The sequence below is a fragment of the Larkinella rosea genome (assembly GCF_003858635.1).
Taxonomy (GTDB): Bacteria; Bacteroidota; Bacteroidia; order Cytophagales; family Spirosomataceae; genus Larkinella; species Larkinella rosea.
Window position 1 is genome coordinate 896,639 of record NZ_RQJO01000009.1, and the last position, 15,228, is coordinate 911,866.

Annotated in this window: 13 protein-coding genes; 5 read left to right on the forward strand and 8 right to left on the reverse strand. The window is 48.1% G+C overall.

All coding sequences use genetic code 11. The features are described 5' to 3' along the window. Positions 1-45: 45 nt before the first annotated feature. Positions 46-756 (reverse strand): hypothetical protein, encoded by a 711-nt coding sequence (locus EHT25_RS19525; protein ID WP_229311660.1) that lies wholly within the window; start codon positions 754-756, stop codon positions 46-48. Between the two features lie 207 nt (positions 757-963). Between EHT25_RS19525 and amaB the strand changes: the two genes are divergently transcribed. Continuing rightward, a complete protein-coding gene (amaB, locus tag EHT25_RS19530; RefSeq protein WP_124876800.1) occupies positions 964-2,496 on the forward strand; it encodes an L-piperidine-6-carboxylate dehydrogenase in 1,533 nt (510 codons plus the stop codon). Between the two features lie 64 nt (positions 2,497-2,560). Here amaB and EHT25_RS19535 read toward each other — a convergent pair whose 3' ends face one another. Further along, a complete protein-coding gene (locus tag EHT25_RS19535) occupies positions 2,561-3,526 on the reverse strand; it encodes an aldose 1-epimerase (protein WP_124876801.1) in 966 nt (321 codons plus the stop codon). 258 nt (positions 3,527-3,784) lie between these two features. On the opposite strand from EHT25_RS19535, the gene EHT25_RS19540 reads away from it, so the two are divergent. After that, positions 3,785-4,618 (forward strand): hypothetical protein, encoded by an 834-nt coding sequence (locus EHT25_RS19540; protein ID WP_124876802.1) that lies wholly within the window; start codon positions 3,785-3,787, stop codon positions 4,616-4,618. Positions 4,619-4,629: 11 nt separating this feature from the next. Here the strand turns inward: EHT25_RS19540 and EHT25_RS19545 are convergent, their stop codons facing one another. From EHT25_RS19545 to EHT25_RS19560, 4 genes are all read right to left on the reverse strand, one after another. Next, positions 4,630-5,394: a TIGR02757 family protein gene (locus EHT25_RS19545; RefSeq protein ID WP_124876803.1), complete on the reverse strand. Its 765-nt coding sequence runs from the start codon at positions 5,392-5,394 to the stop codon at positions 4,630-4,632. A 75-nt stretch (positions 5,395-5,469) separates the two neighbouring features. Beyond that, positions 5,470-5,691: a hypothetical protein gene (locus EHT25_RS19550; protein ID WP_124876804.1), complete on the reverse strand. Its 222-nt coding sequence runs from the start codon at positions 5,689-5,691 to the stop codon at positions 5,470-5,472. Positions 5,692-5,813: 122 nt separating this feature from the next. After that, the gene (locus EHT25_RS19555; protein ID WP_229311662.1) at positions 5,814-6,869 is read right to left on the reverse strand and encodes a LysM peptidoglycan-binding domain-containing protein; all 1,056 of its coding nucleotides are present in this window, start codon (positions 6,867-6,869) and stop codon (positions 5,814-5,816) included. Further along, positions 6,866-7,729, reverse strand: a complete 864-nt coding sequence (locus tag EHT25_RS19560) for a hypothetical protein (protein ID WP_124876805.1) — start codon at positions 7,727-7,729, stop codon at positions 6,866-6,868. The genes EHT25_RS19555 and EHT25_RS19560 overlap by 4 nt, the downstream gene beginning before the upstream one ends. 95 nt (positions 7,730-7,824) lie before the next feature. Between EHT25_RS19560 and kdsB the strand changes: the two genes are divergently transcribed. Further along, positions 7,825-8,553 (forward strand): 3-deoxy-manno-octulosonate cytidylyltransferase, encoded by a 729-nt coding sequence (gene kdsB / locus EHT25_RS19565; RefSeq protein WP_124876806.1) that lies wholly within the window; start codon positions 7,825-7,827, stop codon positions 8,551-8,553. A 98-nt stretch (positions 8,554-8,651) separates the two neighbouring features. Next, positions 8,652-9,836 carry a hypothetical protein gene (locus EHT25_RS19570; RefSeq protein WP_124876807.1) on the forward strand — a complete coding sequence of 395 codons (1,185 nt, stop codon included), beginning with the start codon at positions 8,652-8,654 and terminating at the stop codon, positions 9,834-9,836. A 140-nt stretch (positions 9,837-9,976) separates the two neighbouring features. Here EHT25_RS19570 and EHT25_RS19575 read toward each other — a convergent pair whose 3' ends face one another. Further along, the gene (locus tag EHT25_RS19575; protein WP_124876808.1) at positions 9,977-12,337 is read right to left on the reverse strand and encodes an ABC transporter permease; all 2,361 of its coding nucleotides are present in this window, start codon (positions 12,335-12,337) and stop codon (positions 9,977-9,979) included. Positions 12,338-12,816: 479 nt separating this feature from the next. Here EHT25_RS19575 and porX point away from each other — a divergent pair, with 479 nt between their 5' ends. Continuing rightward, complete coding sequence (gene porX / locus EHT25_RS19580; protein ID WP_124876809.1) at positions 12,817-14,373, forward strand: T9SS response regulator signal transducer PorX; 1,557 nt, start codon at positions 12,817-12,819, stop codon at positions 14,371-14,373. Between the two features lie 88 nt (positions 14,374-14,461). Here the strand turns inward: porX and EHT25_RS19585 are convergent, their stop codons facing one another. Next, positions 14,462-15,142 carry a cell division ATP-binding protein FtsE gene (locus EHT25_RS19585; protein WP_124876810.1) on the reverse strand — a complete coding sequence of 227 codons (681 nt, stop codon included), beginning with the start codon at positions 15,140-15,142 and terminating at the stop codon, positions 14,462-14,464. Positions 15,143-15,228 lie beyond the last annotated feature (86 nt).

A 15,228-nucleotide genomic window follows, 5' to 3' on the forward strand; every position in this document is an offset into this window, starting at 1 on the left:
AGAAGTAAGACCAGCAGAATAGTCTCATTTCTCTTGTCTCAAATCTCACTTTCGAAATAATCCATAGGTTAATAGGAATTGAAGCGAAGGCAAAAAACGATAGTTTTCCATATTCCGTTGAATCACCGGAATTTGTTCGTCGATGGTGGTGGTTTCCAGAAAACCGGTGTACTGTAAATCGACTTTGGGCGAACCGAGGTAGTAACAGCCCAATTCAACCGCGAAGCCCAGTCGACGGATGGGAGTGGAGCGGCCGTAGCCCAAACCCGCGTACCCCAGCACACTGTTCCACCGCAGCGACGCGTTGACCACGCCCACGTTTTCCTGCGAAATCTGGAGTCCGCCAAATTTTACGTTGCCTTCTGCAATGACGTTGGCCTTCACATCGGGCCGCCAGGTGTATCCGGCTCCGCCAGTCAGAAAGAGTTGGTTTCGTTTGAAAGGATGCCATTTAACAGACGCCAGTGCAATTCCCATGACCAGATCGGGCGTGATATTTAATTTACCTTCGCCCGCTTTTACTCGAAAAACCCGGTCGTACGCAAAATAACTGGCCCCCACCCGAGCCACCAGTCTGCCGTCGCTGGTCAGTGTTCGGGCCAGCTGAATACCGGCCCCGGTCGTGCCTAATTGAAGCCCAATGGCGTAAGAAGCTGGTTTTAATCGGGTTGAATCAGCTGCCAACTGTGCCGACGCCCGGAACGTTGCCAGGCTGGTTGCTAAACAAAGTGTAAGAAAAGTAATTCGTTTATTCATATGCCGTTGAGGTTGAATTAGCAGACTTCAATTATGAAATTACATAATTATCAGACAAAGCTTGCTGTTGAACGGGATAAAAATGAGTAATCGGTGAAGCCGGCAATGGATTTATAATGTTTTCGGGTTTGTTTATAATAATTTTGGAACGGATTTGGTCCGGATCGTTTTAAACCGGCAGTTAATCAAATTCAGAAATTACCGATCATGCAACAGTTCCTTCAAAAACTAAAAACGCAGCCAGTGATGTCCGGCACCAGCACGGGTCAGGCATTCTGGCATTCATCAGCGGAAGACAGGCTGTTCGATTCTCATTCGCCCGTCGATGGCCAATTGATGGCCCGGATTTACCCAACCACGCGCGAAGATTATGACCAGGTGGTTGAAACCGCCCGGGCAGCCTTTCGGGAGTGGCGAATGGTTCCGGCGCCCCGCCGGGGCGAAATTGTTCGACAAATGGGCGATCAGTTTCGGCATTACAAAAAAGATCTTGGCACGCTCGTGAGCTACGAAATGGGCAAATCCCTGCAAGAGGGCATGGGGGAAGTTCAGGAGATAATTGACATCTGCGATTTTGCGGTCGGACAGTCGCGCCAGCTGTACGGGTTAACGATGCACAGCGAGCGCCCCGATCACCGGATGTACGAACAATGGCATCCGTTGGGCGTGGTGGGCATTATTTCGGCCTTCAATTTTCCGGTGGCCGTGTGGTCGTGGAATGCTATGCTGGCCTGGGTTTGTGGCAATGTGTGCATCTGGAAACCATCGGAAAAAACACCCCTGACCGCTTTGGCATGTCAGCAGATTATCAAGGACGTACTGGAACAGAACGAAGTGCCGGAAGGGGTGTCGTGCCTGATTACGGGCGGGCCGGAAACGGGTAGCTGGCTGGCCGAAGATCAACGCATTGCACTGGTGTCGGCGACGGGATCGACGCGAATGGGCAAGGCGGTGGCCAAAACCGTAGCCGGGCGGTTAGGGCGTTATTTGCTCGAATTGGGGGGCAACAATGCCATTATTATTTCGCAGCATGCCGATCTGAATGTGGCTATTCCTGCCATCGTGTTTGGCGCGGTAGGGACAGCCGGGCAGCGCTGTACGTCGACGCGTCGGTTGATCATTCATGAGTCGATTTACGAAGATGTCAAACAGCGGCTCGTAAAAGCCTACGGTCAGCTTCGGATCGGGAATCCGCTGGATGAAACAAATCACGTAGGTCCGCTGATCGACCAGGCCGCCGTTGCCGGTTATCAATCGGCGCTTTTTCAGATCAAGGAGCAGGGCGGGCGGTTGCTGATCGACGGTGAGGTACTGGAAGGACCGACTTTTGAATCGGGCTGTTACGTTCGACCGGCTATCGCCGAGATGCCGGAACAAAGCGAAATTGTACAGCATGAAACGTTTGCGCCAATTCTTTATCTCCTGAAATACAGTAGTTTAGAAGAGGCTATTGAGCTGCAAAACGGCGTTCCTCAGGGCTTGTCATCATCGGTTTTTACCCTGAACCTGCGCGAAGCCGAGCGGTTTTTATCGGCTGCTGGTTCGGACTGCGGTATTGCAAACGTGAACATTGGTACATCCGGCGCAGAGATCGGCGGGGCATTTGGGGGCGAAAAAGAAACTGGCGGAGGTCGCGAATCCGGTTCCGATGCCTGGAAATCCTACATGCGTCGCCAAACCAATACCATCAACTACGGTACCAAACTGCCGCTCGCGCAGGGAATCAAGTTTGAACTTTGAATAATGGATTATGAACGATGGATTGGCTGACGCACTCATTCATCGTTCATAATCCATCCTAATTTTAACTGAGGCTGACGCGGATCGTGCCTTTTGTCACTTCGCTTGGCTCCAGAATGATCAGCCCCTGACCGTTGTTGAGTCCGTTGACGTTGCTGGTCAGTGGTTCGATGGCGATGTTGTCGCGACCGGCAGGGGTGTAAACGACCAGGTAGTTGAATTTTTTCGGACCGGTTTCCTGCCAGACATTCAGTTGTAAGCCTTGATGGGCGGACCGCAAAACCGTCGTAACGCCTTCTCCATTATTTTCTTCGACCAGAAAGGCGGCATCTAATTTCCGGTTTTGGAGCGGTATTTCACCTTTTTGCCCGAAAAGCTCTTCGCCAACGGGGAGCAGGTTTTCGTCGAGCAAAATCTGTTTGGCGGCAGGCAGATCGATCGTAAGCTGATCGACCGGTTCTTCATTGAGTGTAAAATACGGATGCCAGCCAAAACTGACGGGTGCCGACCGGGTACCGGTATTCTGGACTTCATACTGGACCGAAAAACCGGTTGCCGACAATGTATACCGGATTCTGAACGTAAATGGGAACGGATAGCCGGGATAAGATCCGTCGTGGTGGTACCCTAATGTGAGCGTTGCCTGAGTATCGGTAACATCCTGGCCCATTAATTCAAAGGCTTTACCGGCCACAAAACCGTGAATGGCGTTGTCGTGATGCGCTTCGTTCAGCGGCAGGGTAAACATTTCGCCCTGAAAGGCATAAATTCCGTGCCGGATGCGGCTCGGAAATGGGAAAAGGAGCGCGCTGGCGTGGGCTTCGTCGGCCAATAGAGCCTGCTGCGATTTCGGGGCTTTGATCAGCGAAACCAGTTTAGTAGCCTGCCGGGGGCTTTCGTGCCGCAAAACGAGTTGCCGGACAATGGCACCGTGCGCGGGTAGAATGCTGACATACTCACCGGTTTGGGTGTTTTGAATGTAATATTCGGTGAGCAGCCCAAAGGGCTTGTGGTGGATTTCAAAAGGCATTTTTCTGCTAATTAGGGTTTCAAAAGGGGATTATAGTCAGACAAAAGAAGAAAAGCCCGGGTAAATGATGATCGGTTAAAAGGGGAAATTTTTTCTTCTTTTCTTTCTGGCCTCATTGTCTCATATAGTATAATTCAAAGGCAAATTCGCATAAAAAGTTCAGTTTTTTGATTGTACGGGTCGATGAAATGTGACTTTTGCGGTATTTCATCGTATAGTATATACGATCAGTCGCAACGCCTAAAATTATCGTTCACCGTGTTAGCATCAAAAGAAACGCTTTCTCTCGACGAAATATACAAAGCGAACAACGAAATCACCCAGCTCAAGCAGTCACTGGAACGGGAGGCTCTGTTTGGTGAAGGGCGATTGCCGCCGGATCAGGTCGATCAGCGGGAGCGTCAGTATAATTATTTGTATTTCCAACTGGCGTTGTCGGCCCGTAAGTTGATGCTGTACGATTTCATTGGGCGACCTTCCTATCCATTCATCACAGACTTGTCAGACAAACAGGTAAGCCAGGAGGTTGACCGGTTATTGCTGCTGCTTGCCCTCCACGGAATCGAGATTTTGATCTCGGATCCGCACCGGAATGCGGATGACCGGAAACTGTTTGTGTTTATTACCGAGGTCGTTTTTAAGAAAGAAATCAAAGATATCCGGATGCCGGGCGTTTGCTTCAGCATCGACTACAACTATTACTGCCCGGATCATACGCATTCCTGCATTTTTATGGCCGAAGAATTGCTGAACGGTTTGTTCGAGCCGGATTATGATCGTCTGGAAGGTTGTTTGTCGTCGCATTTTTACGTCAGCAACCGCTACGAAAATGAGCTGTACTTTGAAACGCGCCGTAAATTCGATGCCTACCGGGCGTATGTCGGGGATTATCAGTTAATAGACTGGTCGATTGAAGACATCATTCTGGACGAAAGCCAGCGAAAAAGCGTGGTTCATCTGGCCTTGCATTATGGGTTGGAAAAGAACCAAAAACCGCTTTTTACGGACAAAGGACATTTGGTGTGTTACGGCAAAGAAAACAATTGGTGGTTTATTCACCGCATCGATTTCCCCGGCCTGCTGGTAGAATAATAAAACCGCTTTTACATTTCACCCTCGACTCCCAGCCCGAACAGGGCAAAATCATATTTGACCGGATCGGCTGGATCGAATTTTTTCAGGATTTCGGTTAATTCGACAGCCGCTTTCCAGTCGGTTTGGGGGCGGGTTAGAAGACCCAGTTTCCGGGCAACACGACCAACGTGTACATCGATCGGCATCACCAACTGCTCCGGTTTGATGCGGTTCCAGATTCCAAAGTCAACTCCCTGATTATCGGAGCGGACCATCCAGCGTAAAAACATATTCAGGCGTTTGCAGGACGAATTCCGGCCGGGCGTGGCAATGTGTTTGCGGGTTCGTTCCGGGAAAAACGGGTCATCGCAAAACCGGTCGTGAAAGGTTTCCAGAAACGTACCCACAGACCGGCAGGGAGCCCCGTTTATGAAAGCATCTTCCAGCGAGTCGTGCTGCTGGTAATACGTATGAAAAAAGTGCAGGAAATAGAGCGTATCCGTTGCGTTGAACGTGCGGTGTTTGAAAGACAAAAACCGCTTCAAATCCGAGTCCTGGTGATTTCGGATGAAGTCATACGGCGCTCCGTCCATGCGTTCGACCAGTTCATTGGCTTTTTTGAGAATAACCGGCCGCTGGCCCCAGGCCAGAACTGCCGCCCAGAAACCCATGATTTCAATGTCCTGCTTTCGGCTAAACCGGTGGGGAATGCTGATCGGATCTTTGTCGATAAACGAGTGCCGGTTATACTGATCGACCTTTTTATCGAGTAACTCTTTTACGGAATCGTTCATGAAAACGGGTTGAACCGCCTTGGTGAAAAGCAGGCGCTTGAGGAGAATAAGGCCCCCGGCTTTTTTGATAATCAATTATTTGCTTTTGCCGCCACTTAAAACGTATACCACGCCCTGCGAAATCTTGGAAAAGAAAGAGACGACAACCGAAAAAACGGCCGTAAAAACGGCAATGATCGGGTAGGAAAGAGTGAAAACCACACTCCAGACTTTGTAGCCGGTGGTGGCCTTCATTTTGTCTTCCCGTTCTTTGTGGCGCCGGGCAATGCGCTCAGCTTTTTGTTCTGGAGTAAGCATAGAAACTAGATAACGGAATCCGGGGCTGGATGGTTTTGATAGTTACAAATGGTTGAGAGAATTGGTCGTCCTCACTTAAAGCCATCTACCCATTCAACCTGTAGCCATTTTTAACCATGTAATCATGGCGCCAAATAACTAACCTCAGCTCGAAAACGCCGATCGACGGGAGAAAGTTTCTCGAAGGCTCGCGCTGAAATTTTGACGATCACTTTATCATTGACACTTGTATCGGGAAGTCGACCGATGATTTTTACCCAGATGGATTGCTGGTTCATGTCGTTTCGAACCAACACCAGTGTGCCAACGGGAACGGTTCGGTGCAGACCAAGGTATTTGTTGGAGCTATTGGAGTTTTCAATGATTTCGGCCAGGCCGATTTCTGAAACCCGCCGGGCATTGCCGCCGGGATTCGGTAGCGGTCCGGTGTCACCGGGGCGAATGATGCGGGGTTCGGATGGCACAGACGTAGTCGGTTCAGTTGCCGGACGATCGGTTTCGGAAGGCCGGGCAGGTTCCTCGCGCGGAGCTGAGTTGGTGCGGGGGGGCGACGGTCGTTCGGTTTTGGGGGAGTCGTTGCGGGAAGTCCGGGCCATATCAGCCGAAGAATCGGAGCGATGGGCGGGAACCGTGACCGGTTTTGCCAGCGGTTCCCGAACGCGCCACGCTTTTTCGGACACAATCAAAGGCTGACCGCTCACGATATGGTCGGACGAAAGATTGTTCCATTTACGAACATCGTCCATCGATACGCCATACCGGGCCGCCAGGCTATACAGCGTTTGCCCCGGTTCGACCTGATGAATACCACTGTTGGCTTCTTTAACAGTTTCCTGTTTTACTTCGCGCTCTTCGCGTTTGAGCTCTTTTTCTTCCTGTTTAAGGGCCTTTGTTACGGCTTTTTCTTCTTTCCGTGACAAGTTGCCGGCCGGCACCCGGACCACCTGATCATACCGGAAATTTTCCGCCATGCCGGGATTGGCATCCTTGATGGCCTGAACGGTCGTATTGTATTTTCGAACCAGCGAATACAGTGTTTGTCCCTGTTCGACCCGGTGAAGAACGAACAATTTCCCGTCTTTTTTCTCCATACCAAGCGAATCCAGTCGGAAAGGGTGGGCCTGGGTAACGATACTGGACAACCAGCCAGCAAACAACAGCGGCATCAGTCGCTTCATGGCAATGAATTCAAATAAAAACTGGTAATACAAGTTGAAGTTGATGGAAAAATTACCTGGTTTTGCCAAACGCAGAAAGAACCGTTTCCGAACAACGGCAACGCGTTCGATTCGGACTGTGGTTGGGCGCTTTCGGGGCCCAGGTTCGTACGCTGGTGCAACCAGATCGTTTGTAGACGGTCGATGATCAACAGGTATGAGCGAAGCTGATCGTTTGTTTCACGATAATAATACGAAAAAATTATTTTATCGCCAATTTCCAGGTAGTCGACTGATTCAACGGCCTGGTGATCCGCTATTTTCTGAATAAACCGCTCGAAGACCGGCCACCAGGAACTCGACATTGTGTAAGAAACGGGAAAATGCAGGCGCGAATTGTGGCTGACCGCTGGATTTTCGGCGGTTTCAACCGGTTCGCCATCGGTTAGACGGAACGCAACGATGGGAGCCGGGGACCTATCGGTGGCAGAAATTCGTTGCGCCCACACCCGGTCGGCATTGGCGCTCACCAGAACGTGATTCGGCCATTCCCAGCGCGGCAGACCGGTTTTCAGATCGACAGAACCGAGCGCTGTCGGTACCGGTAACCGGGTATTATCGAAACGGTGATACAACGCAAAACCGTTCCAGACACCGGTTAGGGAGGTGTGAAAGGGGAGGAGCGGTTTTTGTTCGAACCTGATTTTTCCGGTGGGTAATTCAACCGTTACCAACGTTAACGTTTGAGATTCCCGGCTTCGTAATTCAGCGACAAAAAGGCCCGGATTGGTATCGATCTGTTCAAAAACCAACCGCCAAACTGGGTCCGAAAACTGCAGTTGAAACGCGAAAGGCAACAGATTCTGGTCGGTGTCGGTCATTCGGGATGGGGATGATGGAAGGAATCCTCACGCCAACTATTCCTTTTGAAGCGGAGTTCCGAGTATCTTGCGCCAAAATTACCGAAAATCATCGAATGAATATCCTCGGAATTATCCCGGCTCGTTACGCATCCAGTCGATTTCCGGCCAAAGCCCTGGCCGAAATTGACGGAAAAACCATGATTCAACGCGTGATGGAGCAATCCCAAAAGGCGAAATCGTTGCGCCGGGTGGTTGTTGCCACCGACCACGAAGCCATTGCCGATCACGTTCGCTCGTTTGGCGGAGAGGTGGTGATGACCTCCGAAAACCACCAGAGCGGTACCGACCGGTGTTTCGAAGCCCTGCAAATGGCCCATGATTCGTTCGATTATGTGATTAATATTCAAGGTGATGAACCTTTTATCAAACCCGAACAGATTGATTTGCTGGCGTCGGTGCTGGACGGAAATACCGAATTGGCAACGCTGGTGAAGAAGATCGGTGATCCGGCGGTTTTGTTTAGCACGAGTACGCCGAAGGTGGTGCTGAACAGTCGTGGAGAAGCCTTGTATTTCAGCCGCCAGACGCTGCCTTTTCTGCGGGAACGACAGCCGGAAGACTGGCTGAACCAGCATATTTTTTATAAGCACATCGGAATTTACGCGTACCGATCCGATATTCTGGCCCAGATTACGCAGTTGCCGCCCTCGTTGCTGGAAAAAGCCGAAGCCCTCGAGCAACTTCGCTGGCTTGAGAATGGCTACCGGATTCGGTGCGTCGTGACGGAACTGGATAGTTTCGGAATCGATACGCCGGAAGACCTGGAGCGGTTGTCGAAGTAAAAACCGGGCGGTTTTCTTTCCAATGAAAGAAGGTCAAGTGCGGTTTCGGTTTGAGCAACGGGCGAGGTTCGTTTTGTCGTAATGCCAAATTAATCCCTATGAAGCGCATCGTGTTTTCGGTTAATACCTACCTGATCGCCCTGCTCATTTTCGTTCTTATTCTCGGATTTCGAACCATCTGGCGACCTATTCACGAAAATGAACTTGGCTACATGCTGGCCGAGACCCTGATGAATTACAAGTTTGGGTTTAATCGGCGGGCGTTTTTGGGCAATTTCTTCCTGCCTTTTCACGACCCCTCAACCCTGTTAATGCTGATCACGGTCGCCTATGTGATTTGCTTTGTGGCTCCTTTATTAATTGCCAGGCGGTTTGCCGGCAATAATCAGACGTTACTCGTAGCCGCTTATCTCATCATCTTTTCACCGTTCGGATTTTCCATGTTTGTTAAAGATCCGTTAGCCATTCGGAAAGAGTTATTCTTTTACCCGCTGTTTTATCTGCTGGTTGCGCTTCAACCCCGGATTCTCTGGAGAAATATCGTTTTTATCATCGTTGGGTGCTTCATTCATGAAAGTTTCTTTTTCCTGTTTCTTCCTTTTTTTCTGGGCTTTCACTGGATTAACGAAACCGCCAGCCGGAAGCAGCTATTGCTCTACGCAGCGACCGGTTTTCTGGTGACATTTGCATTAACCCGATTACCCGGCAACTCCTCAGTTGTGACGGAACAATTCATTCGGCACTATGTGGCTTTGGGGTTTGAAAGAGGGCAATTTGAAGGATTTGAATATTTCCAAAAGCTGCCTTTCTGGCAAAACATTCAGAATGCGCAGGAACATCTGACGGGTTTTTCGCCGGTGGTATACCTTGTTCTGTATAGTGGGCAAATGGTTCTGATCTGGCTTGGGCTAACACGGTTCGGTTCTGTTAATCGCCACAAGCGGCTGTTATTCAGTCAAATAGGAATTGCATTCATGGCGATTGCGCTGTTTTTCCTCGCCATGGACTACGGCCGCTGGCTGTCGATGGCATTCCTGACGTCGGTTCTATTGACGGCCAGTCAGGTCAAAATCAGGGTCTCCTTCAGGCCAAAACCGTTATCACTGCTGGTTGCCCTGATTATTCTCCTCGGTATATTGGTCGTCCGGGTTCCTCATTTTTCGCAGACAGGCTTTACCGTCAACGAATGGGTTATGACCCATAAACTATTCGTGGCCGGGGGGCTTTTTCTGGGAGGATGGTTACTGGCTTTGGTCCGTGAAAGGTCGTTGACCGGAGATTGATTCAAAAACCGCCAGTGGGTAAACAACGCCGGGTACTCAGGCTCGTTTTTCATTGATTTTGAAAGAGTTGAGACGATAAATTCATGCTCCAAAAGCGAACACCGCGGGTTTCGGATTGGTTACGAACATCGCGTGGTGGATTACTCGGTTTTCAGGGTTTTGGCTGGATTGGCTTGAGCGGCAACCCATGAAAAATAGCCCACAATTCCCAGAGCGATACCAATTACGATGGACAACAACAAAGACATCGTCCCGTAACCGATTCCATTGTTGTACAGGTAATAACTATTCATAAATACTCCGATGGCGATACCTGGCGGGATAGCCAGGATTGTGGCAATGGACAATAGTTTAATAAAGTCATTCGACATCAATTTTATGATTTCCAAAGTAGTTGCTCCAATCACTTTTCGGATGCCAATTTCTTTGGTACGTTTCTCTAAACTATAGGTGAGAATACCGATTAAGCCTAACATAGCTATTACGAAAATTACAGCGCCTTCCATCCCGGCAAACCGCATATCTTCGTACGGATAATAGCGCTCGTACATGTCGGTATCAAGCCACGAAGCGTTCATTTCCTGACGCGGATTGTGTTTATTCCACAAACCGTTAATCACCGATTCCAGTGCTTTTCGATCGTTTACGGGGCTTGTTTTTAAACACATTACTTTAAATAGAGAAGGCTGATATTGAAAAACCAGTGGCTCGATCTTCTTTTCATAATCATAATGGCAAAAATTAGCAACGACTCCAATGATTGTTACTGAAAGAGTATCATTTAAAAGGATGAGTTTGCCAACAGCTTCCTGGTCCGAACCTAGTTTGAGCTTTTCAACCGCTTTTTGATTGACCACAATCAGGTTAGAGGGTAATTCTGAATTACTGGCGATCAGGTTGGTTCCCGCCACTATTTTTAGCCCCATATTTTCGATAAAATAACGATCAGTAGCATAGTAATAAGCCTGATTTTTAGTCTCACTTTTTCTATTTTTAATTTGTGAATAACTGGGTTTATTGCCAAATGTAAGTGAGGTGTAACCTATTTTCTGTATCTCTTTAATGGCGCTGATGTCCGAGGCAAGCGGCTTATCCCGATGCCCGGATAGGTTGATATTCAGGATATGTTTACGCTGGTAGTTCTCGTTGTCATTGGCCATGTAATTTATTTGATGAAACGCATGTCCCATGAAAAATATATAAATCAATGCAATCGTAAACTGGATAATTATCAACGTTTTTCGAAAACCTATTTTTCCAAAACTTGCCGGAGAAATAGCTCCTTTCAACACCTTTACCGGCTGAAATGAAGAAAGAATAAGGCTGGGCGAAGCTCCGGCGACTAAACCCAGAGCCAGATTAAACACGAAAAAGATCAGAATCAGGTAACCCCAATGGTCAATGTCCCAGGTCAGCCACGAGACGTGAATCTGGTTCTTGATAAACCATAATAAAAAGAACCCAATTCCCAGCGCTAGGTACGAGATCAGTACGGATTCGGTCAGAAACTGAAGAACAAGCTGGGATTTTGTGGCACCAGCTACTTTCCGTACTCCCACCTCGCGGCTTCGGTTCATGGATCGGGCCAGCGTCAGGTTGATGTAGTTCAGGGATGCGAGTAAAATGATAATGAGTTGAAACGCGAAATTCAGCGAGATGCTGCGGATGTCCTGAACAAAAGGATCGTTTTCTAATGCCTCTTTTGATGGTGAAATTTCAGACAGGAATTGTGCTTTGAAGTGCAGGCTCCTATTCTCCGCCGTTTTAAGGAATGAATGAATTTGTGCCGAAGCCTTTGCCAACTGTTTCTCGAGACTAACGGCTGTCATTCCTTTTGCTAATTTTATAAAAGTATGCGCATTGAGCGTCGACCAATCATCGGTTTTTATGTTGCTCTTTACATAGCTGTTGAAGGAAACCATTACATCCGTTCGAAACTGCGTTCTTTGCGGGTTAAACGGTTTTAAAACTCCAACTATTTTAAAACTCCCATAGGTTGGGTGCTCCAGACTGCTCCCAATTGGATTTGAATCTTTAAAAAACCATTGAGCAGTTTCGTGAGTTAGAACAATCGTGTTTGGATCAACGGGATAAGACCCTATTTCCAGTGGAAATTTAAAGAGCTGGAAAAAAGATTTGTCGGTATAAATAGCATCGGTATTTTTTGTTTTTATTCCATTACTTAGAACCCAATCAAAATCCCTCACAAGTGTGGTTGAGTTCTCAATGCCGGCGAAATTTTCTTTGACAAAATTTCCCAACGGAACCGGGCTTGATGCCCAGTTTGTGATGGTGCCATCTTCCTGTTTCTCATCCGTTATCAATCGCACCACTCTTCCATCATCTTCATGGAATGTATCGTACTCATAATAGTTTACGATTTGAATTAGCCCCATCAGGACAGTGGGAATAGCCAGACTTAAGCCCAATATATTAATAAAAGAAAAGAGCTTATTTTTTAGAAGATTTCTCCAGGCAATTTTGAAGTAATTATGTAACATAGTCGGGCATTAGTTATAAGTTTCTTATTTGGTGAACCAATCGGGACACTGGTTGAGAAGCCGCCGTTGAAAACAGGAAACGATTTCTGAACGCCGATTGAGAATAGACTAAAAATTGAAAACCGCTTACTTGAAAAGATAGTAATCGCTTGCCCGCAAAAATGGATTTTGTGAGGTTTGGCAAAAATCAGGTATAACTGGTAGGCGGTTATCACACACGCTGGAATTTCCTGCCACTTGCACTCGATGAAAAACCGCCATAAAGGCTTCCACTGTCTCAAACAGACCGAAGAGAAATTTGCATGAGGGGCAAAAACGTTTGTTTGCCGATGCGCTTCGGGCAGCCAGGGACATTCTTTCCACTATTCCCATTGCGGTTTTCTTAAAAACTGTTAAAATCGAACCACCTAAACAGTTTCGGGCGTTACCATGTTGAACTAATGTAAACGATTCAATCAAACCACACAGAATTCAGTATCATGCAGAACTATTCCATCCTCTGGGCCGACGACGAAATCGATTTATTGAAACCCCATATTCTTTTTCTCAATAACAAAGGATACACGATTACGCCCGTGAACAGCGGAGCTGATGCGCTCGAAAAAGTGGATCAGGAAAACTTTGATCTGGTTTTTCTCGACGAAATGATGCCGGGAATGACCGGGCTGGAAACCCTTCAGCAAATCAAGCAGATCCGCCCCAATTTGCCGGTCGTGATGATCACGAAAAGCGAAGAGGAGCACATCATGGAAGGAGCGATCGGGGCTAAAATTGCCGATTACCTGATCAAGCCGCTCAATCCGAACCAGATTTTGCTGTCGGTCAAAAAGATCCTCGACAACAAGCGGCTGGTGACCGAAAAAACCAACCAGAGCTACCAGCAGGATTTTCGGAACTTATCGAATCTGTATAACGACCGCGTTGATTTCAACGATTGGGTAGATATTTATAAGAAGCTCATTTTCTGGGAGTTGGAACTCGATGGCGCGCAGGATAAGAGCATGGGGGAGGTGTTCAACATGCAGAAAAGCGAAGCCAACTCGACGTTTTGCAAGTTCATCATGGATAACTACGAAGATTGGCTGAATGAACCCAAAATGGATAAACCCATTATGTCGCATCAACTGATGCGGAAGAAGGTGTTTCCGTTGATTGAGCAAAATAACCCGCTTTTCTTCGTCTTGATCGATAACCTGCGCTACGATCAGTGGAAAGTGATTGAACCGATCCTGTCGGAGTTTTTTACGGTCGAAGAAGAATCGTCGTACTATTCGATTTTGCCGACTACGACGGCGTTCGCTCGTAACTCCATTTTCTCGGGCATGTTGCCGAGCGAGATGGAAAAAAAGCACCCCGATCTGTGGGTCAACGACGACAACGAAGAGGCTGGTTTGAATAACAACGAAGATCAGTTCCTGAAACGGCAGATCGAGAGCAGCCGCCTGAACATCAAGTTTTCGTACCACAAAATTCTGAACACCAATCAGGGCAAACACCTGGTTGATAACTTCAGCAACCTGATGCAAAACGATCTGAATGTGATCGTTTATAACTTTGTGGATATGCTGTCGCACGCCCGGACCGACATGGCGATGATCAAGGAACTGGCACCCGACGAAGCCGCCTACCGCTCGATTACGCGCTCCTGGTTCAGCCATTCGCCGTTGCTGGAACTGGTTCGGAAGATTTCGGATAAAAACGGCCGACTGATCATTACGACCGATCACGGTATGATTCGGGTGCAAAAACCGGCCAAGATTGTCGGTTACCGCGACACGAATACCAATTTGCGGTACAAGCAGGGCAAGAATCTGGGTTTCGACGACAACCACCTGTTCGTTTGCCGCAAACCGGAAAACTTCTTTCTGCCCCGGATTCACGTTTCAACGGCCTACGTCTTTACGCTGGAAGACTACTTTTTCGCCTATCCGAACAATTACAATTACTACGTCAATTATTACCGGGATACGTTCCAGCACGGGGGCGTGTCGCTGGAAGAAATGATCATTCCGTTTGTGTACCTTAAACCGAAATAATGACTATGATTTTTTTGATTTTTTATGATTGCGGTGATGAGCTATTAGCGTAAACTCTCATCACCGCAATCATAAAAAATCAAAAAAATCATAGTCCCTGTTCAATGACTTTCCCATCTTCCACGCGCAGGATGCGGGCGGGGTATTTGCGGAGAAAGTCGTAGTTATGGGTCGCCATCAGAATGGCCGTACCGGAATTGTTGATGGTTTGAAAAACCTGAATGATCTGCTCACTGACTGCCGGATCGAGGTTTCCGGTGGGTTCGTCGGCAATGAGGATCATGGGCTCGTTAAGCATGGCTCGTGCCACCACCACGCGTTGTTGCTCCCCGCCCGATAACTGATGCGGCATTTTTTTGTGCAAGGTTCCCAAACCGACCTGCATCAGCACTTCCGAAATGCGGTTTTTCATCTTCGTCTGATCCGTCCAGCCGGTAGCTTTCAGAACAAACCGCAGGTTCTCCTCCACATTCCGGTCCATAAATAACTGAAAGTCCTGAAAGACAATCCCGATTTTCCGGCGGAGGTACGGAACATCTTTCGGTTTCAATTTTTCGAGTGCAAAACCGGCAACATGCCCCGATCCGGCCTGCAGCCAGAGATCCGCATAGAGCGTTTTAAGCAGCGAACTTTTTCCGCTCCCGGTTCGGCCAATCAAAAAAACAAAATCACCTTTATTGACGTCAAACGTCACATCACCCAGGACAATCCGGCCGCCCTGATAGATATCAGCCTGATTCAGAGACAGAACGGGTTCAGTTGAAAACATAAATTTAAATTGATGGATGATGAACGATGAATTATGAATGAAAAGAACCGCTTTTACGAAGGTAAGCGTTAGTCAATTTATCGTTC